The 26,745-nt window shown below is 73.7% G+C and carries 25 protein-coding genes; 18 read left to right on the forward strand and 7 right to left on the reverse strand.

All coding sequences use genetic code 11. The features are described 5' to 3' along the window. Positions 1 to 316: 316 nt before the first annotated feature. From ACFQS1_RS03365 to ACFQS1_RS03380, 4 genes are all read left to right on the forward strand, one after another. A complete protein-coding gene (locus ACFQS1_RS03365; protein WP_378964470.1) occupies positions 317 to 550 on the forward strand; it encodes a hypothetical protein in 234 nt (77 codons plus the stop codon). A gap of 117 nt (positions 551 to 667) precedes the next feature. Further along, complete coding sequence (locus tag ACFQS1_RS03370) at positions 668 to 1,528, forward strand: helix-turn-helix domain-containing protein (protein ID WP_378964471.1); 861 nt, start codon at positions 668 to 670, stop codon at positions 1,526 to 1,528. A 187-nt stretch (positions 1,529 to 1,715) separates the two neighbouring features. Beyond that, positions 1,716 to 2,303, forward strand: coding sequence for a hypothetical protein (locus ACFQS1_RS03375; protein ID WP_378964473.1), 588 nt, complete (start codon positions 1,716 to 1,718; stop codon positions 2,301 to 2,303). A gap of 43 nt (positions 2,304 to 2,346) precedes the next feature. Then, positions 2,347 to 5,052: an FAD-binding and (Fe-S)-binding domain-containing protein gene (locus ACFQS1_RS03380; RefSeq protein ID WP_378964474.1), complete on the forward strand. Its 2,706-nt coding sequence runs from the start codon at positions 2,347 to 2,349 to the stop codon at positions 5,050 to 5,052. A 16-nt stretch (positions 5,053 to 5,068) separates the two neighbouring features. Here ACFQS1_RS03380 and ACFQS1_RS03385 read toward each other — a convergent pair whose 3' ends face one another. Beyond that, positions 5,069 to 5,857, reverse strand: a complete 789-nt coding sequence (locus tag ACFQS1_RS03385; protein WP_378964475.1) for an SAM-dependent methyltransferase — start codon at positions 5,855 to 5,857, stop codon at positions 5,069 to 5,071. A 78-nt stretch (positions 5,858 to 5,935) separates the two neighbouring features. Between ACFQS1_RS03385 and ACFQS1_RS03390 the strand changes: the two genes are divergently transcribed. After that, a complete protein-coding gene (locus ACFQS1_RS03390; protein ID WP_378964477.1) occupies positions 5,936 to 6,898 on the forward strand; it encodes an acetylxylan esterase in 963 nt (320 codons plus the stop codon). A 981-nt stretch (positions 6,899 to 7,879) separates the two neighbouring features. Beyond that, on the forward strand, positions 7,880 to 8,548 hold the full coding sequence (locus tag ACFQS1_RS03395; protein ID WP_378964478.1) for a cyclase family protein: 669 nt from the start codon (positions 7,880 to 7,882) through the stop codon (positions 8,546 to 8,548). Between the two features lie 134 nt (positions 8,549 to 8,682). Here ACFQS1_RS03395 and ACFQS1_RS03400 read toward each other — a convergent pair whose 3' ends face one another. Both ACFQS1_RS03400 and ACFQS1_RS03405 read right to left on the reverse strand, forming a co-directional pair. Continuing rightward, complete coding sequence (locus tag ACFQS1_RS03400; RefSeq protein ID WP_378964479.1) at positions 8,683 to 9,333, reverse strand: response regulator; 651 nt, start codon at positions 9,331 to 9,333, stop codon at positions 8,683 to 8,685. Further along, complete coding sequence (locus tag ACFQS1_RS03405) at positions 9,330 to 10,958, reverse strand: sensor histidine kinase (protein ID WP_378964480.1); 1,629 nt, start codon at positions 10,956 to 10,958, stop codon at positions 9,330 to 9,332. The genes ACFQS1_RS03400 and ACFQS1_RS03405 overlap by 4 nt, the downstream gene beginning before the upstream one ends. 128 nt (positions 10,959 to 11,086) lie before the next feature. Here ACFQS1_RS03405 and ACFQS1_RS03410 point away from each other — a divergent pair, with 128 nt between their 5' ends. The 6 genes from ACFQS1_RS03410 to ACFQS1_RS03435 all read left to right on the forward strand — a co-directional run bounded on the left by ACFQS1_RS03410 (position 11,087) and on the right by ACFQS1_RS03435 (position 16,688). Further along, positions 11,087 to 11,653, forward strand: a complete 567-nt coding sequence (locus ACFQS1_RS03410) for a hypothetical protein (RefSeq protein WP_378964482.1) — start codon at positions 11,087 to 11,089, stop codon at positions 11,651 to 11,653. Further along, complete coding sequence (locus ACFQS1_RS03415; protein ID WP_378964483.1) at positions 11,650 to 12,744, forward strand: peptidoglycan-binding protein; 1,095 nt, start codon at positions 11,650 to 11,652, stop codon at positions 12,742 to 12,744. Before ACFQS1_RS03410 ends, ACFQS1_RS03415 begins: the two co-directional genes overlap by 4 nt. Then, positions 12,741 to 13,418 (forward strand): ABC transporter ATP-binding protein, encoded by a 678-nt coding sequence (locus tag ACFQS1_RS03420; protein WP_378964484.1) that lies wholly within the window; start codon positions 12,741 to 12,743, stop codon positions 13,416 to 13,418. Before ACFQS1_RS03415 ends, ACFQS1_RS03420 begins: the two co-directional genes overlap by 4 nt. Next, positions 13,415 to 14,614, forward strand: coding sequence for an ABC transporter permease (locus ACFQS1_RS03425; RefSeq protein ID WP_378964486.1), 1,200 nt, complete (start codon positions 13,415 to 13,417; stop codon positions 14,612 to 14,614). The genes ACFQS1_RS03420 and ACFQS1_RS03425 overlap by 4 nt, the downstream gene beginning before the upstream one ends. Positions 14,615 to 14,647: 33 nt before the next feature. Beyond that, on the forward strand, positions 14,648 to 15,928 hold the full coding sequence (locus ACFQS1_RS03430) for a hypothetical protein (RefSeq protein WP_378964487.1): 1,281 nt from the start codon (positions 14,648 to 14,650) through the stop codon (positions 15,926 to 15,928). 91 nt (positions 15,929 to 16,019) lie between these two features. Then, complete coding sequence (locus ACFQS1_RS03435; protein ID WP_378964489.1) at positions 16,020 to 16,688, forward strand: HAD family hydrolase; 669 nt, start codon at positions 16,020 to 16,022, stop codon at positions 16,686 to 16,688. A gap of 56 nt (positions 16,689 to 16,744) precedes the next feature. On the opposite strand, the gene ACFQS1_RS03440 is transcribed toward ACFQS1_RS03435, so the two are convergent. Beyond that, the gene (locus ACFQS1_RS03440) at positions 16,745 to 18,034 is read right to left on the reverse strand and encodes an outer membrane protein assembly factor BamB family protein (protein WP_378964490.1); all 1,290 of its coding nucleotides are present in this window, start codon (positions 18,032 to 18,034) and stop codon (positions 16,745 to 16,747) included. Between the two features lie 109 nt (positions 18,035 to 18,143). Here ACFQS1_RS03440 and ACFQS1_RS03445 point away from each other — a divergent pair, with 109 nt between their 5' ends. Next, positions 18,144 to 18,719: a dihydrofolate reductase family protein gene (locus ACFQS1_RS03445; protein ID WP_378964491.1), complete on the forward strand. Its 576-nt coding sequence runs from the start codon at positions 18,144 to 18,146 to the stop codon at positions 18,717 to 18,719. Positions 18,720 to 18,731: 12 nt separating this feature from the next. On the opposite strand, the gene ACFQS1_RS03450 is transcribed toward ACFQS1_RS03445, so the two are convergent. Further along, positions 18,732 to 19,274, reverse strand: a complete 543-nt coding sequence (locus tag ACFQS1_RS03450; protein WP_378964493.1) for a GNAT family N-acetyltransferase — start codon at positions 19,272 to 19,274, stop codon at positions 18,732 to 18,734. On the opposite strand from ACFQS1_RS03450, the gene ACFQS1_RS03455 reads away from it, so the two are divergent. The 3 genes from ACFQS1_RS03455 (at position 19,273) to ACFQS1_RS03465 (ending at position 21,634) form a co-directional block, all read left to right on the forward strand. After that, positions 19,273 to 19,488, forward strand: a complete 216-nt coding sequence (locus ACFQS1_RS03455; RefSeq protein ID WP_378964494.1) for a hypothetical protein — start codon at positions 19,273 to 19,275, stop codon at positions 19,486 to 19,488. The genes ACFQS1_RS03450 and ACFQS1_RS03455 overlap by 2 nt on opposite strands. Then, entirely contained in the window at positions 19,488 to 20,327 is an 840-nt protein-coding gene (locus ACFQS1_RS03460) for a DUF6597 domain-containing transcriptional factor (RefSeq protein ID WP_378964496.1), read from the forward strand. The genes ACFQS1_RS03455 and ACFQS1_RS03460 overlap by 1 nt, the downstream gene beginning before the upstream one ends. Positions 20,328 to 20,395: 68 nt before the next feature. After that, positions 20,396 to 21,634, forward strand: a complete 1,239-nt coding sequence (locus ACFQS1_RS03465) for an FAD-binding oxidoreductase (protein ID WP_378964497.1) — start codon at positions 20,396 to 20,398, stop codon at positions 21,632 to 21,634. Between the two features lie 28 nt (positions 21,635 to 21,662). Here ACFQS1_RS03465 and ACFQS1_RS03470 read toward each other — a convergent pair whose 3' ends face one another. Beyond that, a complete protein-coding gene (locus ACFQS1_RS03470; protein WP_378964499.1) occupies positions 21,663 to 24,068 on the reverse strand; it encodes an Hsp70 family protein in 2,406 nt (801 codons plus the stop codon). A gap of 308 nt (positions 24,069 to 24,376) precedes the next feature. Beyond that, the gene (locus tag ACFQS1_RS03475) at positions 24,377 to 25,063 is read right to left on the reverse strand and encodes a winged helix-turn-helix transcriptional regulator (protein ID WP_378964500.1); all 687 of its coding nucleotides are present in this window, start codon (positions 25,061 to 25,063) and stop codon (positions 24,377 to 24,379) included. 84 nt (positions 25,064 to 25,147) lie between these two features. On the opposite strand from ACFQS1_RS03475, the gene ACFQS1_RS03480 reads away from it, so the two are divergent. Both ACFQS1_RS03480 and ACFQS1_RS03485 read left to right on the forward strand, forming a co-directional pair. Then, positions 25,148 to 25,906: a class I SAM-dependent methyltransferase gene (locus ACFQS1_RS03480; RefSeq protein ID WP_378964502.1), complete on the forward strand. Its 759-nt coding sequence runs from the start codon at positions 25,148 to 25,150 to the stop codon at positions 25,904 to 25,906. 4 nt (positions 25,907 to 25,910) lie between these two features. After that, entirely contained in the window at positions 25,911 to 26,741 is an 831-nt protein-coding gene (locus ACFQS1_RS03485; RefSeq protein WP_378964503.1) for an alpha/beta fold hydrolase, read from the forward strand. Positions 26,742 to 26,745: the final 4 nt, after the last annotated feature.

Here is a 26,745-nt window from a genome sequence, read left to right on the forward strand (position 1 = left end):
CGACACTTGGCAACTTGCCACGACGCAAGGCAGCAGGTATCAGCCTGCTGATGGTCAGGTTGCGTACTGCTCGACCAATTAGCCTAATCTCGGACAATTTGCCAGGACAGCCTAGCCGCACGCTCCCAGCACTTAGCCCAGACGGCAGCGATGACGTGCCAATTTTCGGTGGCAACTTGCCATGCCGCTTGGCATGCTGCACGCTGATGAGCACGGTGACTCAGAGGAGTTGGTCGGATTCGAGGAGTGACCGTCCGCGATCGACCACACGCACCCCGGAGCTTCAAGGCACCGTCGCCGAGGGAAGGACAAGCCCATGAATCTGCCAGCGCTCGCAATCCAGGCCGAGGCCTTCCGCGGCGAGCTCGACCCGTCCATTCTCACGATCCTAGCCGCGATCGTCCTACTGGCAGGGCTCGCGGCGATGCGCCGGGCCGTCATGCCCTTCCGAGAGATCTTGACCGCGGTCGCCGCAGCCGGGCTCGGACTGCTCCTGGTGATCCTGGCATTGCTGCTGCTGATTGGATCATTAATCATTAATTCGAGGTGACCACCCTGCACGGACGCGAGCGGCACGGCCCCTCGGATCGGCAACCTCGTGGATCTTTAACCGTCGACGTACCGCAAGAAGCAGGCACCAGCGCGAGAGCTGCGGAGGGATGGAGACATGGCTGAAGGTGCTCACCCCGCGGTTGCACGCCGCCGCCTCCAGATCGAGTTGCGGAGGGCCCGGGAAAGGGCAGGCCTTACACAGAAAGAAGTCGCGGATTCGCTGGGTTGGCCAGCATCGAAGTTGCTTCGTATTGAGAACGGAACGGAAGGCGTAACGGCTGCCGACCTGCGACATTTGCTGAATCGCTACGGCGCGCAAGACCAGGAACGAGTCGAGGAGCTGACCGGCCTGGCATCGCTGTCCCTCAAGCTGCCAACAGCAGCTTACGGCAAGTCGGTTCCGGGCAGCGCCATCACGTTCTGGAATCTGCGCGCCGGCGCCGTGCGAGTCCGACAGTTCGAGACGCTCCTGGTTCCCGGGCTCCTGCAGACCGAGGATTACGCGCGGGAAGTAGTCGCTGCCTACTCGACGCCCGACATGTCGCGGGACGACGTCAACGATCGCGTGGCGGCGCGCATGGACCAGCAGAATCTGCTGGATCGCAACGATCGTCCCGATCTCTACTTCATCATCGATGAGGCCGCCGTGCGCCGATGGATGGGCGGTCCGAGGGTGATGCGAGATCAAGTCGGGCACTTGAAGCAAGTATGCAGGATGCCCCGGGTCACTCTTCAAATTGTTCCGTTCGAACGCGGCTCGTACGGTGGCATTCGCGGGCCGTTCCAAATCCTGGAGTTCTCGGAAGGAGAGGACTATGTTCTCTATCTCGACGACGACTCCGGAGGACTGGTTTCCCGCGATACGAAAGCCGAGACCGAGCCGTATCTGACGCTGTTCTGGGAGCTCGAGGAGATTGCAACAGCGCCGCACGAGACGGTCGCCTTCCTTGACGATGTGGCGGCACACATCGAATAGCCCGATAATCGACGCCACCGATCATCTCGTCCACTCGCTCCACGCCGAACAGCGTTCTCCATCGTGGGCTCCCGCGGGCGGCGATGCGTCCTGCGGACCGGAGCGATCTTCGACCTATCCAGCGGGACCACGGTTGATCGGCGGCATTCCGCCGCGCGGCGGCGGCGGATGTGAGAGCGTCGAGGGCATGATCGTGGTGCCGGCGGGCAGCACCCTCACCCTGCGCTGCCCGGGCGAGCCGGATCTGCCCCTGATCGTGCTCGACGACATCCGGGCCGATTTCGTGGCCGCCCTTCCCCCGATCCCGGTGCTCAGCCTGGACGATCCCGCCGCCCGGCGGGCCGGCACCGTCGAGCTGGTCACCAACGCCGGGGTGACCTGGATCGAGGCCGAGCTGCGCGGCGGCCGGCTCAGCATCGCCGGCGACCTGACCACCGACATGGTGCAGCGGCGCGAGGCCGCGCGCCGGCCCGGGGCGTACGCGGCGACCGGCACCGCCGAGATCGACGCCGCGCCGGGCCGGCGCCTGGTGCCGGTGCGCGGGCACGTCGAGGACGTCTCCACCGGCGGCCTGTTGCTGCGCGCCACCGCCGCCGGTCGCCCGCACCTGCCGCCCCGCATCGTGCGCACCCTGCTGCACGTCAGCATGCCGTGGGGCGACATGACCGCGGCCGTCACCACCGTCGACCAGATCTCCGACCAACTGCGCGGCACCTACGAGTGGATCGACCCGGTGGATTCGGCCGCGCTGCGGAAGTTCTGCGGGTCCCGCTGAGCCGCCGGTCGCCGAACGGGGGCCGCTGGCCTACGGTCGAGGGATGAAGTCGCTGGAAGAGGCGGCACCCGGGACGGTGCGGACCAGGGTGACCGACCGCTTCGGCATGGCCCACGACGCGTCCCACTACCTGCTCACCCCGCGGGCGGTGCTGGTGCCGCGCGACGCCGGTCAGGTCGCGGCGCTGATGCGCGCCGCCGCCGGGCTGCGGCTGGGCGTCACATTCCGCTCCGGCGGCACCAGCCTCAGCGGCCAGGCCGGCACCGACGCGCTGCTGATGGACACCCGCCGGCACTTCCGCGAGATCGAGGTCCTCGACGAGGGCCGGCGCGTGCGGGTGCAGCCCGGCGCCGTGCTGCGGCAGGTCAACGCGCGCCTCGCCCCCTTCGGGCGCAAGCTCGGCCCCGATCCCGCCAGCGAGTCGGCCTGCACCATCGGCGGTGTGATCGCGAACAACTCCAGCGGCATGACCTGCGGCACCCACGCCAACACGTACCGCACGCTGGAATCGATGGTGCTCATTCTGCCCAGCGGCACCGTCGTGGACACGGCGCGGCCCGACGCGGACGCCCGGCTCCGCGAGGCGGAGCCGTCGCTCTCCGAGGCCCTGCTGCGGCTGCGGGACCGGGTGCGGTCAAATCCCGATTCGGTACGGGTGATCCGCGCCCAATTCTCGATGAAGAACACCATGGGGTACGGGCTGAACAGCCTCCTCGACCACGACACGCCCGCCCAGATCCTGGCCCACCTCGCGATCGGCAGCGAGGGCACACTCGGCTTCGTCGCCTCGGCGGTCTTCCGCACCGTACCCGTCAACCGTGCCGCCACCACCGGCCTGGTCGTGTTCGACACCCTGCACCGCGCCATGTCGGCCATGCCCGACCTGGTGGCCCTCGCGCCGGCCGCGGTCGAGCTGCTCGACGCCGAGTCCCTGCGGGTCGCCCAGCGTGACGACCGCGCCGACGCCACCCTGCGCGGCCTGCCCATCGACCGGCACGCCGCGCTGCTCCTGGAATGGCAGGAGAACGACGCCGAGGCCCTGACCGAGCGGGAGAGCGCGGCCCAGCAGATCTTCGACGCGTGGAACCTGCCCGCCCGGCTGAACCGCGACCCGGCCGGCCGCGCCGCCCTGTGGCACATCCGCAAGGGCCTCTACGCCACCGTCGCCGGCAACCGCCCCAGCGGCACCGTCGCCCTCCTCGAGGATGTCGCCGTGCCGGTGCCCGTGCTGGCCGACCTCTGCGACGAACTCACCCGGCTCTTCGACCGGCACGACTACGAGCGCAGCGTCATCTTCGGCCACGCCAAGGACGGCAACCTGCACTTCATGCTCAACGAGCGCTTCGGCGCCGGCGACCAGGTCCAGCGCTACGCCGACTTCACCGAGGAGATGGTCGACGCCGTCCTGGCCCGTGGCGGCACCCTCAAGGCCGAGCACGGCACCGGCCGGGTGATGGCGCCCTTCGTCCGCCGCCAGTACGGCGACGAGCTGTACGAGGTCATGCTCGCGATCAAGCGCGCCTGCGACCCGGACGGCCTGCTGAACCCCGGCGTCCTGCTCACCGACGACCCCCGGGCCCACCTGCGCCACCTCAAGCCGGTGGTCACCGTCGAGCCCGAGGTCGACCACTGCGTCGAATGCGGATACTGCGAGCCGGTCTGCCCGAGCCGCGACCTGACCACCACCCCGCGCCAGCGCATCGTGCTGCGCCGCGAGCTCGCCGCCGCCCGCGATCCCGCGGTGGCCGCCGAGCTGGCACGCGAATACCAGTACGACGCCGTGGACACCTGCGCGGTCGACGGCATGTGCGCCACCGCCTGCCCGGTGCTCATCGACACCGGCGACCTGACCAAGCGCCTGCGCGCCGAGGCGAACGGCCGCGCCACCCAGCGGCTCTGGAAGTCGGCCGCGCGGCACTGGCCGGCCACCACCCGCGCCCTGGGCGTGGCGCTCTCCGCCGCCTCGGCCGCCCCACCCTCGCTGGCCGAGGCGGCCACGCGTGCTCCGGGCGTACCAAATTGGACCCGTGACCTGCCGCCGGGCGGAACCCCACGCCGCCCTCGGCTGTCGGCGCAAGCCGACGCCCTCTATCTCCCGTCGTGCCTCAGCACGATGTTCGCCCCCGCGGACGGCGGACCCGGCGTGCTGGCGGCCGTCCAGCGGCTCGCGACCCGCGCCGGCCTCCGCCTGACCGTGCCCGACGGCATCGCCGGCCTCTGTTGCGGCACCCCGTGGTCCTCGAAGGGCCTGCCCGACGGCTACGAGGTCATGCGCGCCCGGGTCGTGGACACCCTCGCCGGCGCGGAGCTGCCCGTGATCACCGACGCCGCCTCCTGCACCGAGGGCTTCCACCGGATGGGCATCGAGGCGATCGACGCCGTCGCCTGGGTCGCCGGCAACGTGCTCCCGCGCCTGACCATCACCCGTCGCCTGCCGTCGCTGGCGCTGCACCCCACCTGCAGCTCGACGCGCCTCGGCCTGGACGACGCCATCGGCCGCATCGCCTCGGCGATCGCCGACCGCGCCGAGATCCCCGACGGCTGGCAGTGCTGCGCCTTCGCCGGCGACCGCGGCCTGCTGCACCCGGAGCTGACCGCGTCCGCCACCCGCGAGGAGGCCGAAGCGGTCCGTCGCGGCGACTTCGCCGCCCATGCCTCGGTCAACCGCACGTGCGAGATCGGCCTGACCCGCGCGACCGGCCGGACCTACCACCACCTGCTCGAGCTGCTCCTCGACTGCGCCGAGTAACGACGTCCGTCGGCCGTCACGGCACCCGGCCGACCGCCGCCCAGATGTTCGCGTCCCGCCGATCCGCGGTCGGGCCGCCGTCGGGCCGCCACTCGGCGACCGGCACGATGCCCGGCTCGACGATCTCCAGCCCGTCGAAGAACCGGGCCACCTCCGCCCTGTCCCGGAACCGGAAGTCCACGTTGTGCGCCCGGTTCGTCGCGTCCGCCGCCGCCACCTGCTCGGGCGGCCAGAAGTCGCCGGTGGCGTGCGTGATCACCAGGTAGCTCCCCGGTGGCAGCGCGCCCACGATCGCCTCGATCGCCGGGTACGCCACCTCGTCCGCGCTCACCAGGTGCAGCACGGCCACCAGCAGCACCGCGACCGGTTGCTTCAGGTCGAGCGTCGCCGCCAGCTCCGGCGCCCGCAGGATGGCCTCCGGATCGCGCACGTCGGCGTTGATGTACGCCGTCCGGCCCTCGCGCGAGCTGGTCAGCAGGGCCCGCGCGTGCACCAGCACCAGCGGGTCGTTGTCGGTGTAGACCACTCGCGATTCCGGCGCGACCTCCTGCGCGACCTGGTGCGTGTTCCCGGCGGTCGGCAGGCCCGTCCCGATGTCGAGGAACTGCCGGATGCCCCTCTCGGTCGCCAGGTACCGCACGGCCCGGCCGAGGAACAGCCGATTCATCCGGGCGGCGACCCGGATGGCCGGCACCCGGCGCTCCAGGTCATCGCCATACGCCCGGTCGGCCTCGAAGTTGTCCTTGCCGCCGAGCCAGTAGTCATACACCCGCGCGACGTGCGCCCGGGTGGTGTCCAGCTCCATGCGGGCGAGCGTAGTCCGCCCCGGATCCGCGTGGTGTCCCGCGGTATCGATCGGGGCGGGCCCGGTTACGCTTCCGGAATGATCGTCGACCTTCTGCCCGACCAGCTGGCGGCGTACCGCAGCTCGCAGACCGCGCCGGCCGACTTCGACGCGTTCTGGGCCAAGACCCTGGCCGAGGCGGCCGGGCACGACATCGACGTGCGGCTGCGCGAGGTGGCGACCGGGCTGACCACCATCACCACCTACGACGTCACCTTCCGCGGGTACGCCGGCCAGGACGTACGTGCTTGGCTGCGGGTCCCCGCCGGCGCCACCGGGCCGCTGCCCGCCGTCGTGCAGTACGTGGGGTACGGCGGCGGTCGCGGGCACGCCCTGGAGAACCTGCTGTGGGCCTCCGCCGGTTTCGCCCATTTCCAGATGGACACCCGCGGGCAAGGCTCGTCCTGGAGCCTCGGCGACACCCCGGACGACGCGCCCGCCTCGCCGCAGGTGCCGGGCGTCATGACCCGTGGCGTGCTCGACCCGGCCACGTACTACTACCGCCGCTTCTTCACCGACGCGGCGCGCGCCGTCGACGCGGCCCGCGCCATCGACGCCATCGACGCCTCGCGGGTGGCCGTCCTCGGCGGCAGTCAGGGCGGCGGCACCGCACTGGCCACGGCCGCGCTGCGCCCGGATGTGGCCGCGGTGGTGGCGTTCGTGCCGTTCCTGTGCGACTTCCCGCGCGCCCTGCAGGTGACCGACGAGTACCCCTACCGCGAGATCATCGACTACCTCAAGGTCCACCGCGACGAGATCGACCGGGTACACCGCACCCTCACGTACTTCGACGGCGTCAACTTCGCCCCGCGCGCCACCGCGCCCGCCCTGTTCTCGGTCGCGCTGCGCGACGCCACCTGCCCGTCGTCCACGGTCTACGGCGCCTTCCACGCCTACGGCGGCGAGCGGGAGATGCAGGTCTGGGAGTACAACGGGCACGAGGGCGGCGCCATCCAGGACGAGGAACGCGCCCTCCATTTCCTGCGCAACCGGCTGGGTTGATCGTCCGGGCGGGCGCCTGGGCTCAATTCGGCGAGCGCGTCTTCTCCGGTCACCGCGGCGCCGACGCCCGCCAGCAGCGGCGTCCGGGCCCGCTGATAGGGACAAGCCCGCCGCCTCGGCGACCGGGTTGCCCGGCGGCCATGTTGTCCGGCGCCCGCGTTGTGGTGGTCAAGCGGAGCAGCCATGGCCCGGAGCTGCCCGGTCGCGGTGGGTGCGGCCCGTCGCGCTCAGCGGATGGCCGCGGCCGTACGGCCCGGCGGTGCCCGGTCGCGGTGAGTGCGGCCCGTCGCGCTCAGCGGTGCCACTCGTTTTTGAAATGGCATGATCGAACGCCTGTTCGGGCTTACCGCCGCATTCTTCCGGGTGGGATAATTCGGTATGCGGCAGCTGGAGCTCTTCACCAGGTCTCAATTGGCGGAAATGCGCGATCGCACGGGGTCGCGGCGTTATTCGCCGGAGAAAGAAGAGTTCCGCCGCGAGCATGCGCGGCACCGGGATTGGGGCCTGCTTCAACGGCATGCGCGCAAGCTGCGCCGGCAGCACAGCAGCGACGAGGTGCGCGAGATGCTCAAGGGGATCGGCCCCCGCCGGGCGGCCCGAGGCGCATCCCCGGACCAGCCTCCGACCCAGCCCGCGCCGCCGGTCGCACCACCAGTCCCGCCGCCGGTAGCGCCGCCGGCCGTATCGGCACCGCCGGCCGGGTCGGCACCGCCAGCCGTGCCGCCCTCCCCGCCGGTCGCGCTTCCCGTGCGTGGCCGGAGGTTGCCGCGCATTCATTTTGTCGGCACGGCGTTTCGTGCGGGCGGCCGGAATTCGCCGTTTCTGGGCAATTCGGCGCGGGGGCAGCACTATGGATTCCTGTCGCGGCTACGAATCCCGGGGCGGCTATGGTTTCCGACGTGGGCACCGGATTCCTGTTGCGGCGGGAATGGTTACGGCGCCTGCGCCGCCGGAGCGCTGGACGTTCTGTTTGGGGGCAACATGCGCGTGCGCCGCATCGTCGACCTGTCCGTGCCGGTCGGGGCGGATACGCAGGTCTATCCGGGCGACCCGGTGCCCCGGCTGGCCGTCCACGCGACCGTGCCGGAGGACGGGTTCAACCTGCTGCACCTCGAGCTGGGGTCGCAGACCGGCACGCACGTCGACGCTCCCTACCACTTCCGCGACGATGCGCCTCGGCTGCACGAGCTGGGCCTGGAGTTGTTCACCGGGCCGGGGGTGCTCCTCGACGTACGCGGGGTGGGCGCGCGGGAACCCATCACCTGGCGCCGCATCGCGCCGCACGCGGGGCGGCTGAGGCTGGGCGTCCTCGCGCTGATCTGCACCGGCTGGGCGGCACACTATGGCACGGCCGCCTACTTCGACCACCCCTACCTCGACGCCGAGGCGTGCCGGCGGATGCTCGACCTTGGGGTGCGCACCTTCTGCCTCGACGCGATCAGCATCGACGAGACGCCGGACGCGACGCACCCGGGCGCGGGCTTCCCCGTGCACCTCCTCATCGCGGCGGCCGGTGGGGTGATCGGGGAGAACTTTCGCAACCTGGAGCTGGTCGACTTCCCCGATCCGCTGGTGTCCTGCCTTCCGATCGCCTTGGAGAACGCGGACGGCGCCCCGGTGCGGGCCGTCGCGATGCAACTGGACGAGTGAGTCGCTGTGCGGCGGGCACGGTGAGCCGCGGTGCACTGGCGCGAGCCGCGATGCAGCGAAAGGCGTGAGCCGCGCTGCATGTGACGACGGAGCAAGTGGGGGTGCACGTAACGGAGCGAGTCGCGGTGCACGGGCTACTTGGCGAGGCCGCACTCGTAGCCCAGGATCACCGCCTGCACGCGGTCGCGCAGGTCCAGCTTGGCCAGGATCCGGCCCAGGTGCGTCTTCACCGTGCTCTCGGCCAGCGAGAGTGCCACGGCGATCTCGGCGTTGGACAGGCCACGCGTGACCAGTGTCAGGATCTCGCGCTCGCGTCCGGTGAGGGCGGCCAGGCGCTCGTCGGCCGGCGGCGGGGCGGGCGAGCGGCCCAGGTAGTGCGCGAACAGGCGGCGGGTCACACTGGGTGCCGCGACGGCCTCGCCGGCGACTACCACGCGTACGGCATTGACCAGGTCGGCGGCCAGGGCGTCCTTGAGCAGGAAACCGCTGGCCCCGGCGCGCAAGCCGGACAGCACGTACTCGTCCAGGTCGAACGTGGTGAGGATGATGACCTTGGCGGGGTGCGGGCCGGTCCGGATGCGGCGGGTGGCCTCGATGCCGTCGAGGCCGGGCATGCGTACGTCCATCAGCACCACGTCGGGCCGGGTGCGGGCCACCACATCGAGGGCCTGGAAGCCGTCGGCCGCCTCGCCCACCACCTCGATGTCGTCGGTCTCGTCGAGCACGAGCCGGAAGCCGGTGCGCACCAGGGTCTGGTCGTCCACCAGCACGACTCGCAGCGTCATGACCCCGCCGGAACCGCCGCCAGCGGCAGCGTGGCCGCCACCCGGAATCCCGTGCCGGCGTCCCTCGGTCCGGTCTCGAGGGCGCCGCCCAGCATGGCGACGCGCTCCGCGATGCCGCGCAAGCCGTTGCCCCGCCCGTCGGCCGCACCGGTGAGCCCCACGCCGTCGTCGGCGACCTCCACCCGAATCCGGTCGGGGCGGAACTCGAGCAGGACCCGCGCCGCGGCGCCCGCCCCGGCGTGCTTGAGCGTGTTGGTCAGGGCCTCCTGGACGATCCGGTACGCCGACAGGTCGACCGCCGCCGGGACCGTCTCGGGCACGCCCTCGATGACCAGCTCGATCCGCATGCCGGCCGAGCGCAACCGATCGACCAGCGCGGGCACGTCGCCGACGCCGGGCAACGGCGCGAGCCGAGCGTCGCCGGCCACCCCGGCGGCGGCAACCGGCCCGGCCGCAGAAGAGACCGACCCGTCAGCAGGAGAGACCGACCCGTCAGCAGGAGAACTCAGGCCAGCAGCGGGAGAGACCGACCCGGCCGCAGGAGAACCCAGCCCGTCAGCAGGAGAACCCAGCCCGTCAGCAGGAGAACCCAGCCCGTCAGCGGGAGAGCCCGGCCCGGCCGGAGGAGAGCCGAGCCCGGCCGCGGGAGAGGCCGGCTCGGCGACAAGAGAAACCGGGTCGGTGCGGCCGGCGGCCAGCAGCCGGCGCATCTCGGCCAACGACGACCGCCCGGTGTCGATCACGTGCCGCAGGGCGTCGGCCGAGCGGTCGGGATGCCGTTCCAGCGCGGCCGCCGCCCCCTGGGCCTGCACCACCATCACCGAGATGCCGTGCGCCACCACGTCGTGCAGCTCCCGCGTGATCCGGGCCCGCTCGGCCGCCACCGCGAGCGCCGCCCGCTGCCGCTCCTCCCGGGCCAGGTCGGCGGTGCGCTGCTCGACGGCGGCCAGGTGCGCGCGGCGGCTGCGCATGCCGTCGCCGACCGCGAACGCCGCGATCGACAGCAGCCAGACCTCCAGCACCGCCTGGCCGGTGTCGGCCAGGACGTCGGCCGTGATCACCACCCCGGGCGGCGATCCCTTGTCCCCGGCGGGAAGCTGCCCCTGCTCCGCCAGGATCTGGGCCTGCTTGTCGAGGATCTGGGCCTGCTTGTCGAGGATCTGCCCCTGCTTCTCGACGGTCTGTCCCTCCTTCTCGGCCGCCGCCCGCTTTTCCTGGTCTTGCACCCCGAGCCGGCCGGCGAGCATGGCGAAATAGGTCAGGATCAGCGTCAGCCCGAGGAGGGCGAGCGCGAGGCGCCGCCGCCGGGCGGCCGCCGCCACCGTGTACAGCACCAGCGGCAACGCCAGGTCGAGCAGCTGGAGCTTGGTCTGCATCACCAGGTGCCCGAACGCCCCGGCCGCGACCAGCACCAGCGCGGGGACCGGGCGGTGCTGCCTGATCAGCAGGCCGGCCAGGATCAGCCCGGAGAACAGCCACCAGCCCGAGGACACCGGGATCAGGCTCTCGGCCGTCTTCTTCTCGGCCAGCGCGCCCGTCACGAGCTGCGGCCCCAGGGTCAGCGCGAGCAGGCCCAGCGCCAGGGCGGCGTCGGTCAGCAGGCGGCGCCGCGTGAACCGGGACATGCGCCCATCGTAGGAACCGAGGCCGCCGGAAGCGTCAGACCCAGGTACTACTTCGGAAGTGCCGCCGCCGCCCGAAGTCCCGACCGTGGTGGGACGAGCCGGGCCGTCCCGATCGCGACGGTGAATGCATGAAATCGCCCACCGTGCTTCTCATCGCGATCTTTGCCGCCGGCCTCGGTCTCGCCGGCTGCGACGCCGGCGACGACCCCGGCGCGCCGGCCACCACGGCGTCCGCCGGAACGGACCGCCAGCAGCTGCTGAGCCTCGGCCAGGAATGGGTCAAATGCCTGCGCGACCACGGCCTGACCCGGATGCCGGACGCGGAGCTCAGCACCGACGGCTACCTGCAGTTCGCGGCGTCGGACGGCTACAACTGGAAGGAGGACCTCCGCAACCGCCAGTCGGTCATCGACGCGTGCCAGCCGATCGAGGACCGGTACCCGCCGAACGCGTTCCGCCCCAAGGAGCAGGTTTCCGCCGACGACCTGCGCAAGCTCGCCGAGTTCGCGAAGTGCGTCCGGGCGCACGGCCTCCCCGACTTCCCCGACCCCAACCAGGCCGGCGAGTTCGACCTCAGCGGCACGCCGCTCGCCAACGGCATCCCCGCCAACCTGCGCGACCAGGCCGAAGAGGCCTGCAAGAGCATCTGGAGCGGCGGCGTCAAGATCACCGGTGGTTCCGGGGTGAAGAAGTGAGCCGGCGGCGCGGCGCGATCACCGTGGTCGCCATCGCGGTGACCGCGCCGCTGGCCGCCGGTGTCGCCTACGCCGCCCGCGCCCAGCCCACCGCCGCCGATGCGCCGGCCGCCGAGATCTCCACCGGGACCGCCACCGTGGCTCGCGGCACGCTCACCCAGACCACCCAGCTCAGCGGCATGCTCCGGTACACCGGGTCGTACTCGGCCGACTACCAGGGCGCGCCCGGCATTCTCACGTCGGCGCCGGCGCCGGGCGCCGCGATCGGCCGCGGCGGCGTCCTCTTCCGCGTCTCCGACGCGCCGGTCCGGCTTCTGCTGGGTGCCGTCCCGGCCTTTCGAGATTTCGGGTACGGCATGAGCGACGGTCCCGACGTGCGCCAGCTGGAGACCAACCTGGTCGCCCTCGGTTTCGACCCGCACCGCCGGATCACCGTGGACCGCCACTTCAGCGCCGCCACCGCCGCCGCGATCCGCCGCTGGGAGGCCTCCTGGGGGCGGCCGTCCTACCGGCGCACCGGCCGGCTCGCCCTGGGCCAGGTCGTCTTCCTGCCGGCCACGATCCGGGTCACCGCGCAGCAGGTCCGCGCCGGCGCGGCGGTGGCGCCCGGCACCACCGTGCTCACCGGCACGTCGACGAACCGCGCGGTGGTGGCGCAGGTCGACACCGCACAGGCCGCCACGCTGCACGTGAACGACAAGGTCGAGGTCTCCCTGCCGGACGTCGAGCCGATCCCCGGACGGGTGGCCGCGATCGGCCGGGTCGCGACCGCGCCGACCGGCGGCTCGTCCGACGGGCCGGGCGACCCGAACGCGGCCACCGTCCCGGTGACCGTCACCGTCCGCCTGCCCCGCGGTTTCGCCCTCGACCAGGTCCCGGTCACCGTCGACGTCATCGTCGGCACCCGGTCCGGCGTGCTGCTGGCCCCGATCGCCGCCCTCCTCGCGCGGCCGGGCGGCGGATATCAGGTGCGGCTGGCCGGCGGCGCCCTCGTCCCGGTCGAGCCCGGCCGCTTCGACCAGGGCACCGGGCGGGTGGAGATCGTCAGCGGTCTCACCGAGGGCCAGTCCGTGGAGGTGCCGGCCGCATGACCGAGGTCCTGGAACTGATCGACGTGCGCAAGGTCTACCCCGGCACCCCGCCGGTCGAGTCGCTGCGCGGCGTCAGCGTCACCATCCGCCGCGGCGAGCTGGTCGCCGTCGTCGGGCCGTCCGGATCGGGCAAGACCACGCTGCTCAATCTCGCGGCCGGCCTGGACCGCCCGTCGGCCGGCTCGGTGCGCATCGCCGGGCAGCCGGTCGAGAGCCTGCGGGACCGGCAGCTCGCCGGCGTCCGCGCGCACCGGCTCGGCGTGATCTTCCAGCAGTTCATGCTGCTCGACCGGCTGAGCGCGGCGGAGAACGTGGCGACCGGCCTGCTCTACCGCGGGGTGCCGGCCGCCGAGCGCCGCCGGGCCGCCGCCGACGCCCTCGATCGGGTCGGCCTCGCCCATCGCGCCGGCTTCCCGGCCGCGCACCTGTCCGGCGGGGAACGGCAGCGGGTGGCGATCGCCCGCGCCCTGGTCGGCCGGCCCGCCGTGGTGCTGGCCGACGAGCCCACCGGCAACCTGGACTCGGTCGCCGGGCAGGGGGTGGTCGCGCTGCTGCACGAGCTCAACGCGGACGGCGTCACCATCGTCGTGATCACGCACGACGAGCGGATCGCGGCGGCCATGCGCCGGCGCATCGAGATCCGCGACGGCCGGGTCGTCAAGGAGGAACGATGAGCCCCGCTGCCCTCCGATCGCGGCTGCGCCTCGCCGACCTGCTGCCGGTGAGCACGGTGGGCCTGCGGTCCCGGCCGGGCCGGGCCGCCCTGTCGGTGCTCGGGGTCGCCATCGGGATCGCGGCCATGGTCGCGGTGCTCGGCGTGACCCGCTCGAGCCAGGCCGACGTGCTGGCCCGGATCGACCGGGTCGGCACCAACCTGCTGACCGTCGCGAACGGCAAGACCCTGCGCGGCGGGGAGGCCGAGTTGCCGGACACCGCGGGACCGGCCGTCGCCCGTACGGAAAATGTCCTCTCCGCCGCCGCCACCGCGGCCCTGCCGGTCCACGTCTATCGCAGCGACCGGATCCCGGCCGGCCGCACCGGCGGCCTGTCGGTGCGCGTCACCGACCCCACCCTGCTCGCCACCCTCGACGGCACGCTGGTGCACGGCCGGTTCCTGGACGCCGCGCTGGTCCGCTACCCGGCGGTCGTGCTCGGCAACTACGCCGCCACCGTCCTGGGCATCGGCGACGTCGACGGCAGCCCCCGGATCCGGGTCGGCGACCGCTGGTACACCGTGGTCGGCGTGATGGCGCCGGTGGACCTGGCGCCCGAGCTGGACACCGCCGCGTTCATCGGGGCGCCCATCGCCGCCCAGGACTTCGGCTACCAGGGCCACCCCACCCGGATCTTCGTACGCGCCCGGACCGACCGCACCACCGAGGTCGCCGCCATGCTGGCCCGCGCCGCCGCCCCCGAGCACCCGGAGGAGGTCGCGGTGAGCCGCCCGTCCGAGGCGCTCACCGCCCGGCTGGCCGTCACCGGCGGCACCACCGTCCTGCTGCTCGGTCTCGGCGGGGTGGCGCTGCTGGTCGGCGGCATCGGCATCGCCAACGTGCTGGTCATCTCGGTGCTCGAGCGGCGCGGCGAGATCGGCCTGCGCCGGGCCCTGGGCGCCACCCGCGGCCACGTCGCCGTCCAGTTCCTGGTCGAGTCGGTCCTGCTGGGCGCGGCCGGCGGCCTCGCCGGCGTCGTGCTCGGCACGGCCGTCACGTACGCGATGGCCGCCGCCCGCGGCTGGCAGACCCTCGTCCCGGCGTACGCGGTCGGCGCGGGCCTGGCAGCCGCCGTTCTGATCGGCGGTTGCGCGGGGCTCTATCCGGCCCTGCGCGCCGCCCGGCTCTCCCCGACGGAGGCGCTGCGCACGCTCTGAGTTCCGCCCGCGGGCTCCTGTTAGCGTGCGCCCATGACGAGTGGCAAACGCGCATCCGGCATCGCTTTCGCCGCGGCCGTGGGGGCGCTGTCCGGCGCCGCGCTCACCGGTCGCCGGGGCGCCGGGGCGGCGACGGCCGGCGCGCTCGCCGGCGCGGCCGCGCTGGCCGCGACCGAGGCGGTGGCGCGGGCACGGCAGCGGCCCGGCGAGATCCCGGCCTGGTGGTCGCGGGTGGTGATGAGCGGCGCGCTGGCGGCGCAGGCCGGCTGGCTCGGCGGCCGGCTCACCAAGGCCGGCCCGGTGGCGGTGGGCCTGGCCGCCGGGTCGGTTGCAGGCGCGCTCGGCCTGCGCCCGCAGAAGGTGGCGCTCGGTCCGGTCGTGGGCGCGGCCGTGGGAGCCGCCTGGCGCCGGGCGGCGGGCCCGTCCGCGCCGCCGGCCGCCGTCGCGGCGAGCGCCGTGGTCGGCGTCCGCGCGCTGTCCGCGGTGCTGTTCCGCGACCCGCAGGTGGGCCTGCTGGCCGAGCAGGTCCCGGCCGCGGAGCTGCCCTTCGTGGTCCCGCTGGAGGCGCGCACCCGCTACGTCGGCACCGATTACGTACGCGGGCTGGCCGAGGTGCTGGGCGGGACGTACGAGGCCGACGCTCAGGACGTCGGGATCGTCGCCTCCCTGGACGACCTGGCCGGTCCGCAGTTCGACCCCGCGGCGGTCGATCCCCTGGTGCGCGAGTTCTACGAGCACACCACCCGGTTCCGCCTCGACATCGTCCCCGAGTGGCGGCTCTGGGTGCGCCCCGGCTACCTGCTCTACCGCACGCTCGTGGCCCGCCCGGTGGGCCAGGCCAACGTCCCGATGAACCAGCGCGAGACCCTGCGCGGCGTCCGCAGCCGCATCGACACGATCACCCCGGAGGGCAGCGGCCTGATCGGCGTACGCGGCTGGATCCGCTCCTTCGCCGACACCGACGAGCCGATCTACGTCGGTGTCTACACCACCTACCGGCACGAGGGCCGGGGCTACGTCAGCGTCGGGTTCCCGGTGCCGCAGGGCAACTTCACCGCCACCCTGCTCCCCCAGCCCCGCCCCGGCGGCGGGCTGGTGCTGAGCAGCCGCAGCGACCTGCCGCACCCCGGCCACTACCTGAGCTACATCGACCCGGCGACGCGCGAGCTGACCACCCTGGCCGTGCACGGCTTCGCCGAGCAGCTCGACGTCCACGCCGAGGGCGGGCAGTTGCGGGCCGAGCACGCGTTCTCGCTGTTCGGTCTGCCCTTCCTGGTGCTGCACTACACGATCCACCGCAAAGCCGCCGCCTGACGCCCGCGGACCGGCTCGTCCGATCATCGCGCCGGGGCGGCGATCGGGGTCTGAGCGGTTCGCGCTCGTGATCGCGGGGTACTCCGCGGCGATGAGATCCGGTGTTCTCCTCGACGTCGACGGCACCCTGGTCGACACCACGTACCTGCACGCGGTCGCCTGGTGGGAGGCGCTGCGCCAGCGCGGCGTGGACGTCCCGATGGCGACGATCCACCGGGGCATCGGGATGGGCTCCGACAAGCTGCTCGACCACCTGCTCGGCGAATCGCGCGACCGCGACAAGGACGACGAGTCCACCACCGCGCACGACGTTCTCTACGGCGCCTGGTGGGAGCGGCTGCGCCCGCTGCCCGGGGCGGCCGACCTGCTGCGGGCCATCGCCGACCGCGGCCTCGCCGTCGTGCTCGCCTCGTCGGCCAAGGAGCCGGAGCTCGAGCAGCTGCGCCGGGTGATCGGCGCGGACGAGGTGATCACGGCCGCCACGTCGTCCTCCGACGCCGAGCAGAGCAAGCCCGCGCCGGACATCCTGCAGGCCGCCCTCGACCAGTCCGACGTCGACCCGCACGCCGCGGTCTTCGTCGGCGACTCGGTCTGGGACGTGCAGGCCGCCGGCCGCCTGGACATCCCATGCATCGGCCTGACCTGCGGCGGCACCTCGGCCGACGAGCTGACCGAGGCCGGCGCCGTCGCGGTCTACGACGACCCCGCCGCGCTGCTGGCCGCCCTCGACGACTCCGCGATCGCCGCCCTGCTCAAATGACGGCCCAGTGCAGATGACCGCCCTGGGCAAATGACCGCGCGGCCCCGTGTGCGGCTCTATCGCGCGGCGGCCACGGCGGTGACGGTCAGCGTGTCCCCGCGCGGGCAGAGCAGGTAGCCGGGCGCTCCCCGGCAGTCCTGTGCGGCGAACCGGTCGACGGTGCCGAGCACGGTCTGCCGGCCGGTGGCCAGGTCGAGGCGGTTCACCGCGGTGCGATACGGCGGCGTACGCGTCCCGCGGAGCAGCAGCAACGAGCCGGCGCCGTCGGCCGAGAACGCTTGCTGCCCGCCGAACGGGCGGCCGATCGTCCGGCCGGTGGCGGTGTCGACCAGCACCGTCGTCGCCGAGGCCAGGTTGGCGGCGGGCGAGAGCAGCAGGCGCCCGGCGCCGAGGTTCCACACGAAGTTCATGTCGGTGCGCCGCCAGACCTCGCGGCCGGTGGCCGGCTCGCGGCCGACCACGCCCCGCACGCCCGCCGTGCAGATCAGCTCGCCGCAGCCGGTGACGTACCCGATCAGCTCGTCGGACCGCCACAGCGGGGCGAGGTCGGCGGCGCGGTAGACGGTCGCGACGGTCTGCGCGGACGCCGTGCGCACCACCACCAGGTACGGGTCGGCCGGGAAGAGCGTCGACGAGTACACCCCGTTCCAGGGGATGCGGCCCCGGTGCCGCACCGCGCCGTCCGCGTACCCGTACACGGTCACGTCGCCCGTCTTGGTGACCGCGACGATCGTCGTGGGCCGGCCGTCCTCGGCGAGCGTCGTCCACTGCGTGGCCGGCGCGATCGCGCGCCGCCACCGCTCGCGGCCGTCGCGCAGCCCGACCAGGCGCAGCTCGGTGGTCACCCCGAACTGATCCGTCCGGGCGAGCAGCGCGTCCCCGCGGGCCACCGACGGCGTGGCGTCGCCCGCCGACCGCCACAGCGGGGCGCCGGTGGCCGCGTCGACCGCGACCGTGCCGCGCCCGGACCCGGGGTCGGCGGTGGGCACCAGCACCACGTCCCCGGCCGGGAGCACGCCGTAGTCGGCGACCTCGGCATCGTCGGGCGTGCTCCATCTCAGCTCGCCGGTGCCCAGGTCGTAGGCGCTCACCGCGAGCCGGCCCGCGGCGCCGGCGCGATTGAGGTACACCGTCCGGCCGTCCAGCGCCATGGTGTCGCCGGGCCCGAACGCGGCCGCCCACACGGGGCGTACCAGCGCCGGCGGCGGTCCCGCGGAAGCCGCCAGGGCCAGCAGGCCGGCCACGGCGGCCACGGTCAGCGCCAGCCGGCGCAGCCGCGGCAGATTCACCGGGGCGGCCGGCTCGGCGGCGGCCCCGGCGAGGTCGCCAAGGTCGATCAAAGTCATCGTCAGCCGGACCCTCGCTCTGCGCCTGTCATGCAAGATAGCTCGGGGACCGCTCAGTTCCGGTTCCGCCGGTGGTCTGCCTGTTCGTACCCGACCGGAGGAGAGAACGATGACCGCCACCTACACCTTCGACTTCTTCACCAGCCTCGACGGGTTCGGCACGGCCGTCAGCGGCTGGGGCGGCTACTGGGGCAAGCAAGGGCCCGAGCTGCTCGAGCACCGCCTCGCCGTCTACAGCGAGCCGCAGCGGATGGTGCTCGGCGCCAACACGTACCGGGACTTCACCCACCTGCTGGCCGCCGGCGACGAGCCGACCGTGCACGACGCCTGGGTGACCCGGCTGCACCAGCTGCCGGCCACGGTCGTGTCGAACACGCTGGAGGGGGAGCTCGACTGGCCGGACGCGACCCTCGTCCGGGGCGACGCCGTCGACGTCGTCGCGCGGCTCAAGCAGGAGTCGGACGTGCCGCTGCGCTCGCACGGCAGCCTGGCGATGAACCGGGCGCTGATGGCCGCCGGGCTGGTCGACCGCGTCTACGTGACGCTCTTCCCGGTCATCACCGGGCGGACCGGCTCGAGCCCGATCTTCCGCGGCGCCGAGGACTTCGACCTCGAGCTGCTCGAGAGCCGGACGCTCGACGGCCGCACCCAGGAGCTGGTCTATCGGCCGACGCTGCACGCCTAGCTCAGTCTTGGCTCAGTCCGCGTCGCGCAGCCCGACGGAGTCGTGCTCCCAGAAGGCGTCCGGATAGACGAAGGTGCCGGTCATCCAGGGCTCGCAGGCGGACAGCCGGACGACCTGGAACGCCGGGTCGGGGATCCGCAGCGACGGTTTGCGGAAGCCCTGCTCGACCGCCGGGAGGAAGCCCAGGCGGGCGTAGTAGGCCGGATCGCCCTCCAGGAACACCAGCGGGACGCCCTGCTCGTCGCTCCGGCTCAGGGCGGCCCGGACCAGTGCCGAGCCGAGGCCGCGGCGTTGCCACCCCGGCCGGACGGCGAGCGGGCTCAGCGTCCGGACCGGCACGAGCCGCCGGGCCGCGTCGAGCAGCGCCCGGCTGACCATGACGTGGCCCACGACCTGCCCCGGCTCCTCCCACACGAGCGAGAGGGCGCCGGGGTCGTCGCGGCGCAGGGCGTCCACGAGCCGGGCCACGGTGTCGCCGTGCTCGCCGCCGAACGCGGCCCGGTGCAGGGCAGCCACGGCGTCCCGGTCCTGCGCCTGCTCGATGCGAAGGGTCATGCGCGGCAACGTATTTCCCCGGGCCCGGGTCGCCAAGCGAATATCGCCGGATCAGCCTCCGTGCTCGTGTGGCGCGCTGCTCGGCGCGGTCGGCGGCCGCTGGCTGCTGATCATCTCCGGCCTCGGCGTGACGGCGACGCTGGCGCTGGTCGGGCCGCTGCTGTCCCGGGCGCTGTCCCCGGATCGCAGAAATCCGGCTACCGTGATCGCCTGATGGACTCCTACATCGAGCGGCCACCGCGGCCCGGCCTGGCCGGCGTGGTGCGGACCGTCTGGATCCAGCGCACCGGCGCGGCGGCGCAGGTGCAGCGCAACCTGCCGACCGGCGGGGTCGAGATCCATTTCCCGATCGGCGGCGCTGCGCAGCTGGTCGGCCCGCTGACCGGCCCCGAGGTCGAGGTGATCCCGCCGCGCACCACGATCGTCGGGGTGCGGTTCCTGCCCGGGACAGCGCCGCCGCTGCCGGCGATGCTCGACGACCTGGTCGACCAGCGGCTGAGCCTGGCCGAACTGTGGGGACGCACGGCCGACCGCCTGGTGGAGGCGATGGCCCGGGCCGAGACACCCGAGCGGGCGCTGCTCGCCCTGCAATCCCACCTGCTGCGCGAGTATCGCCGCGCTGCCCCGGTGGATCCGCTGGTCCGCGCGGCCGTGCGGGCGCTGATGCCGTGGCGTGCGGTCCACATCGACGCGCTGGCCGGTCACCTGGCGCTCTCCGGCAGCCAGCTGCGCCGCCGTTGCCTGCAGGCAGTCGGGGTGAGCCCGAAGGTGCTGCAGCGGACGCTGCGGTTCCAGGGTTTCCTCGCGCTGGCCCAGGCCGGCGCGGCGGCGTCGGGCCGGCCCGGCGCGGACGGCGTGGCGGGCCTGGCGGTCGACGTCGGGTACGCGGACCAGGCGCACCTCAGCCGCGAGTGCCTGCGCCTGACCGGCCAGACACCGACCCAGCTGCTCGGCGGCACGGTCGACCGCTGCGCCTGCGGCCACGACCACTCCGCCTCGTACCAGCCTTTCCTCGCGCGTTTCGGTCAAGACCGGGCGTCCCGCCGCACGTAACCGTGCCGGCCCGTCCGCGCGCGTTTCGTTCAAGACCCGGCGTCCCCGCCGTTCGTAGCCTCGTACCCGTGCCTTTTCTTGTGCCGGACGGCCAGGTGCTCACGCCGGCGTCGCCCGACTACGACGCGGTCCGCCGCCCGGCCGGCACGCCCCACCGCGACGTGCGGCCCCGGTTCGTGGTGCTGTGCCGCTCGGACGCCGACGTGGCCGGCGCGCTGGCCTACGCCCGGTCCACCGGGGAACGCCTGGTCCCGCGCGGCGGCGGGCATTGCTTCGCCGGCCGGTCGTCGACGGACGGCATCGTGCTCGACCTGTCCGGCCTGCACAGCGTCTCCCCCGCCGAGATCGGCGCCGGCGCGCGCCTCCGCGAGGTGTACGAGGGCCTGCACGCGTACGGCCGGACGTTGCCCGCCGGCTGCGGTCCCACCGTCGGCATCACCGGCCTCACCCTCGGCGGCGGGATCGGCCTGCTCGGCCGCACGCACGGCCTGACCTGCGATCGCCTCGCCGGCGCGCGGGTCGTGCTGGCCGACGGCAGCGTGGTGGACTGCGACCACGACCGGGATCCGGACCTGTTCTGGGCGCTGCGCGGGGCGGGCGGAGGCCAGTTCGGGGTGGTCACCGCCCTGCGGTTCGACACGGTCGCGGAACCGCTGACCACCCGGATCGAGGCACGCCGGCCGGCGGCCGTGCTGGATGATCTCGTACGCGCATGGCAGGCGTGGGCGCCGGACGCGCCCGACGAGCTCACCCTCAACCTCACCGTCGAGTCGTCCGGGGCCGTCCTGTTCGGCGCGTCCACTCTGGACGAGGCGAAGACTCGGCAGGTGCTGCGGGAGTTCACCGATCAGCCCTTCGAGCTGCGCGGCGGGTTGCCCTATCACCGCTTGAAGCAGACCTTCGCCGGCCCGCCCGAGCCGCCCCAGCGGACCCGCTCCGAGTTCTTCTCGCGCGGCCTGTCCGACGCCACCATCGCGTCGCTGCTGACGGGGTTGGACGGCCGCCGGCGGCTCACCTTCACCGCCATGGGCGGCGCCTACAACCGGGTTGCCGAGGACGCCACCGCGTTCGCCCACCGCGGCGAGCGGTTCCTCCTCGAGCACGTGGCCGGCCCGGACGACCCGTGGGTGGACCGCTCCTGGGCGGTCGCCCACGCCGACGGGTCGGGGCGAGTCTATCCCAACTTCCCCGACCCCGCCCTCGACGACTGGGCGGCGGCGTACCACGCGGGCAACCACCGCCGCCTGCGGGCGGTCAAGCGGGCGTACGACCCCGGCCGGTTCTTCGACTTCCCGCAAGCGATCTGACCGCCGCCCCGCTGTCCGGACAGCGCGGTCAGCAGGTGACGGCGATCCGCTCGAACCGGGCCTGGAACGGGATGGGCTTCGCCCCGAACTGGGCCCGGTTGAGGGCGGAGACGCCGACCCGCACCGTCTGCGGCAGCGTCATCGGGACGTTGCCCAGCTCGGCGAAACCGGGCTTGTCGATGGGCCGCCAGGAGCCGACGACCCGGCCGCCCGACCGGACCATCCGCAGGACCATCCGGGTGGCCTCGGTCTTGATCGGATTCTGGTTGGGCAGCGGCCCGTGCACCCGCTGATGCGGGCCGCCGTCGCGGTACTCGAAGCTGATCGTCCCGCTGCCGCCGCCGAAGCCGCGCTCGATCCGCACGTAGCTGGTCGGGCCGTTCCACAGCAACAGGCCGGCGGCCTGGTAGAACACCGCCGGGGACACCTCCACGGTGGTTTCCAGGACGAAGTCGCCGGCGACCGGCCGCAGCAGCATCGGCGCGGTGATGTTGGACTGGAAGATGTCCGTCCCGTCCGGGGCGTCCAGCTCGGCCGTGCCGCCACTGACCGCGATGGGCAGATCCGCGCGGTTGCGCTCCCAGGCGCTGTCCACCGTGGTGCCGGCGAAATCCTCGGTGAAGCCGCAGGCCGGCGCACTGGCGCTGACGGCCGGCGGCGATTGCGCCCCGGCCCGGCCGCCGTCGTCACGCAGCAGCCGGACGGTGACCGGCACGGCGACGGCGATCAGCAGTACGGCCGCGGCGGCGACCAGGATGCGGCTCCGGCGCCGCCGCTGCTGTGCGCCGGGCCCGCCCGGCAGCGCCTCGGTGGCCTCGGCCGGCGTGGCCCGCCCCATCGCGAGGGGCTGCGTCGCCGGCGTCCCACCCGACCGCGGCAGCGACGACGGGGGAGACGGCACTGAGGCTGGGGACGGCGGCGTCGACGGCACTGAGGCTGGGGACGGCTGGATCGACGGCGCAGAGGCCGCGGACGGCGGGGGCGATGGCGTTGAGGCCGCGGACGGCGGGGGCGACGGCAGCGACGACGACGGTCCGGCCGGTGGCCGCTGGGGCGACGACGACACGGGCGTGGCCGGCTCGGTCGGCGGCACGGGCGGCGATGGCGATGTCAGCGGTCTCGGGGAGACCACCGGCACCGTTGCGGGTGCGGCCGAGGCACGGGGAGCCCCGGCGGTGGTGCCCGGGGTGGGCGGAGCGGACTGGGCAGACACTGTCTGGCCGGGAACAGCCTGGGTGCGCGGCGGCTGGGCGCGCAGGCCCCGAGGCGGTGCGCCCGGGGCGGACGCAGCCGGATGCGATGCACCCTGGGCGGACGCAGCCGGAGTCGGTGCGGCTGAAGTCGGCGCATTCCGGGTCGGTGCGGCCGGGGCCGGGGCAGGCAGGGAGCCGGTCAGGCGGGCGGCGCCGAGGGCGATGCTGTGTTCCGGGTCGGGGTCGACCACGACCGGGCGCCCGAACGCCTCACCCACCAGCGCTCCGGCCAGCGGGATCCGCGACGAGCCGCCGGCCAGCAGGATCACCCGCAGCTGCTCGGGCGCCACGCCGGCCGAGCGCAGCGCGCGGCCCAGCGCCCGCACCGTCTCCTGCAACGCCGGGGCGATCATCTCCTCGAACTCACGGCGGGTCAGGCGTACCCGGGTGTGCAGGCCGGGCAGCGCCACCGGGATCATCACCTCGGTGTCGAAGGAGAGCGCCTCCTTGGCGTCCACGCAGTCGCGCCGCAGCCGGGTGAGTGCCGGCAGCAGCTCGGCGTCGTCCCCGGTCAGCCGGTCGGGCGGCAGGAGCCGGGTCACGTGGTCGAAGACCGCCTCGTCGAAGTCGGCGCCGCCGAGCTGCTCGATCCCCTCCGGCGTGCCGAGCAGCTGGAACCCGGCGGCGGTGCGGCGCAGCACGGCCGCGTCGAAGGTGCCGCCGCCCAGGTCGTACACGGCCACCACGTCGCCGGCGGCCATGTGCTCGCTCGCCGCGTACGAGACAGCAGCCGCCTCCGGTTCGCTGCGCAGCACCACCCGCGGCGCGTCGGCCAGACGCGCGGCCTGCTCCAGCAGGTCGCGCTTGTAGGGTCCCCAGTTCGCCGGGCAGGTGAGCACCACCGACCCGGGCGGACCCTGCTCGGCGGCCGTGGCCACCGCGAGCACGTGCTCGATCTGCCGGGCGAGCAGCGCGTGCGCCGGATAGGGCGAGCCGCCCACCAGCAACGGCACGGGGTCGCCGACCCGCCGCTTGAACTCGCGGGCCAGCCGGCCGGGATCCTCCTCGCCGCGGCGCGCGGCCGGCTCGCCGACCAGCACCGGACCGCCGGTCGGCAGGTAGACCACCGACGGGATCTCGGGCCGCCGCCCGCCGAGTCGCAGAACCTCCACCGCGTCGCCACGCCGGACCGCGGCCGCCGTCCACGTGGTTCCGAGGTCCACGCCCAGCCCGTACGTCATCTCGGCCTCACCGCGACCTTCACCGGCCCCTTCCGATCCGCCCCCCTGTGGGCCACGGCCGCACCGGCGACCGGCACCCAGCATCGGCCGATGCACCCGCGCCGACAAGGCCGCGGACAACGGCTGCCCGAAAGGCTGCCCCCGCGGACCCGGCCGAGGCCGCCGGCGGCCGGCCGCTCGAAGGCCCGCTGAAATCCCCGCGCCGCCGGCTGAAAAAACCGCGCGCAGGAAACCCGACTGTGGACAACCGGCGGGAATTGTCGCACCCGGGTGCTTTGCTGGTCCACCACCCGGGCGGGTGGGCCGGATCAGCCCCGTTGCCGTTCGGGCCGGCGCTTCTCGACGCCGGCGTATGGGCTGAGCCGTCCCCAGCGGGCCAGCTCCCGTTCGAGCCAGCGCGGGCCGCTGACGGTCATCCGGCCGGTCCGCTGCGCCGCGCCCAGCGGGAGCTCCCCGGCATACCAGCCGACCAGGGCGGCGGTGTCGGTCGTGACCACGCCGTCCTCGGCGTAACCCGGCGGCTCGACGCACACCTCGTTGCCGCTGCGCGCGGCGACCAGCCAGTACCGGTGCGGACCGCGCACTCCGGTGAGGTCGAAGCGCACCACCACGCGGTCGCGGGGCAGCGAGCCGGGGTCGATCATCCGCGAGACGGTCCATAGGGCCAGGTACGGGTCCTGGTCCTCGGGCCGCACCTCCAGCCAGCGGGCGCCCCAGACGCCGAGCGCGAAACACACCTCGGCGAGCTCGTGGCCGCAGTCGGTGAGCACGTAGCGGGTGCGCCGGCCGGACCCGGTCTGCCGGACGACGCCGTACCGGCAGAGCGTGCGCAGGCGGGCCGCCAGCACGCTGCGGGGCAGGCCGGGCGCGCCCTCGAGGATCTCCGCGAAGCGCTCGCATCCCAGGTGCAGGTTGCGCAGGATGATCGGGGTCCAGCGCTCCGCGAAGACCTCCGCGCCGAGCGCGACCGGGCAGTACTGTCCGTAGCTGCGCATGACCCATCGTCCGGCCGGTCGGCGGCCGAGGAAAGTCCATTCTTCGAACCTCGCGCCCCGGCGTCCGGGGAGCAGCCTGGTCGCATGTGGGAATTGGGAAACTACGCTCGGGTCGCCGAGCTCATCACGGACATGGGCCGCGATCTGGTCGCCGCGGCGGAGCTGCGGCCCGGCGACCGGGTCCTCGACGTGGCGGCCGGCACCGGCAACGTGGCCGTCCCGGCCGCGCGGGCGGGGGCGGAGGTCACCGCCGTGGACATCACCCCGGAACTGCTGGACGCCGGCCGGCGCGCGGCGGGCGATCTGCCGATCAAGTGGGTCGAGGGCGACGCGACCGACCTGCCGTTCGCCGACGGCGAGTTCGATGTGGTGCTCTCCGCGGTCGGGGCGATGTTCGCCGCCGGTCAGGAGGCGACGGCACGCGAGCTCACCCGGGTGTGCCGCCCGGGCGGCCTGGTGGCGATGGCCAACTGGACGCCGGACGGCGGGGTGGGCCGGTTCTTCGCCCTGCTCGCCCGGTACGCGCCCGAGCCGCCGGCCGGCCCGCCGCCGACGCGGTGGGGCGATCCGGCCCAGGTCGGCGCGCTGTTCGCGGGCCTGCCGGTGCACACCGAGCAGCGGGTGGTCGAATATGCCTTCACCGGCACGCCGGCCGAGCTGGCCGACCTCTACCGTTCCTCATTCGCGCCGGTGATGGCGACGCGCGCCGCCCTCGGCGACGACGCCCGGGCCGCGTTCGACCGCGACCTGGTCGGCCTGCTCGCCGCCGAGAACACGGCCCCGCCCGGCGGTCCCGGACGCTGGCGGTTCCCCTGGCTGCTGGTCCGGCTGCGGGTGGGGTGATCAGGTGCGCCGGATCCGGATCGACGGCGGGGAGATCGCGTACGAGGAGCGCGGAGCCGGGCCGCCGGTCGTGCTGCTGCACGCCGGCGTGTGCGCGGACTGGTTCGCCGGCCTGATGGCCGAGCCGGCGCTGGCCGGCGCGTACCGGTTGATCCGCTGTCATCGGCCCGGGTACGGCGGCAGCGATCCGGTCGAGGGGGCGGTCACGGTCGCGCGGATGGCCGAGCATTGCCGGGCGCTGCTGCGCCACCTGGGCGTCGAGCGGGCGCATCTCGTCGGGCACTCGTCCAGCGCGGTGATCGCGCTGCAGCTCGCGATCGACCATCCCGAGGTGGTGCACAGCCTGGCGCTGCTGGAGACCGCGTTGCTCGCCGTGCCGAGCGGCTCGTTCGCCGGGGACGCCCTGCGGTCCTTTGCCGCGGGCAACCGGCCGGAGGCAGTCGACATCTGGATGCGTGGCGTCTGCGGCCCGCGCTACCGCGAGGTCTTCGACGCCGTCCTGCCGGGCGCGATCGACCGCGCGGCGGCCGACGCCGGCACGTTCTTCGGGCAGGAGCTCCCGGCGGTGCGGGCGTGGTCCTTCGGTCCGGCCGAGGCCGGGGCGGTCACCCGGCCGGTCCTGCTCGTGCTCGGCGAGCGCAGCGCGGACGTCAGTGCGGCCTTCGCCGAGCGGCACGCCCTGCTGCGCTCCTGGCTTCCGCGGGCGGAGCCGTTCGTGCTGCCGGGCGCGAACCACCTGATGCACCTGCAGAACCCGGCCGGGCTGGCCGTACGCCTGGCCGCCTTCTTCGCACGAGAGGCCGGGCCGGCCGGCAACCGCTCAGCAACTTTGTGATCCG

The organism is Paractinoplanes rhizophilus (assembly GCF_042664765.1).
Classification (GTDB): domain Bacteria; phylum Actinomycetota; class Actinomycetes; order Mycobacteriales; family Micromonosporaceae; genus Actinoplanes; species Actinoplanes rhizophilus.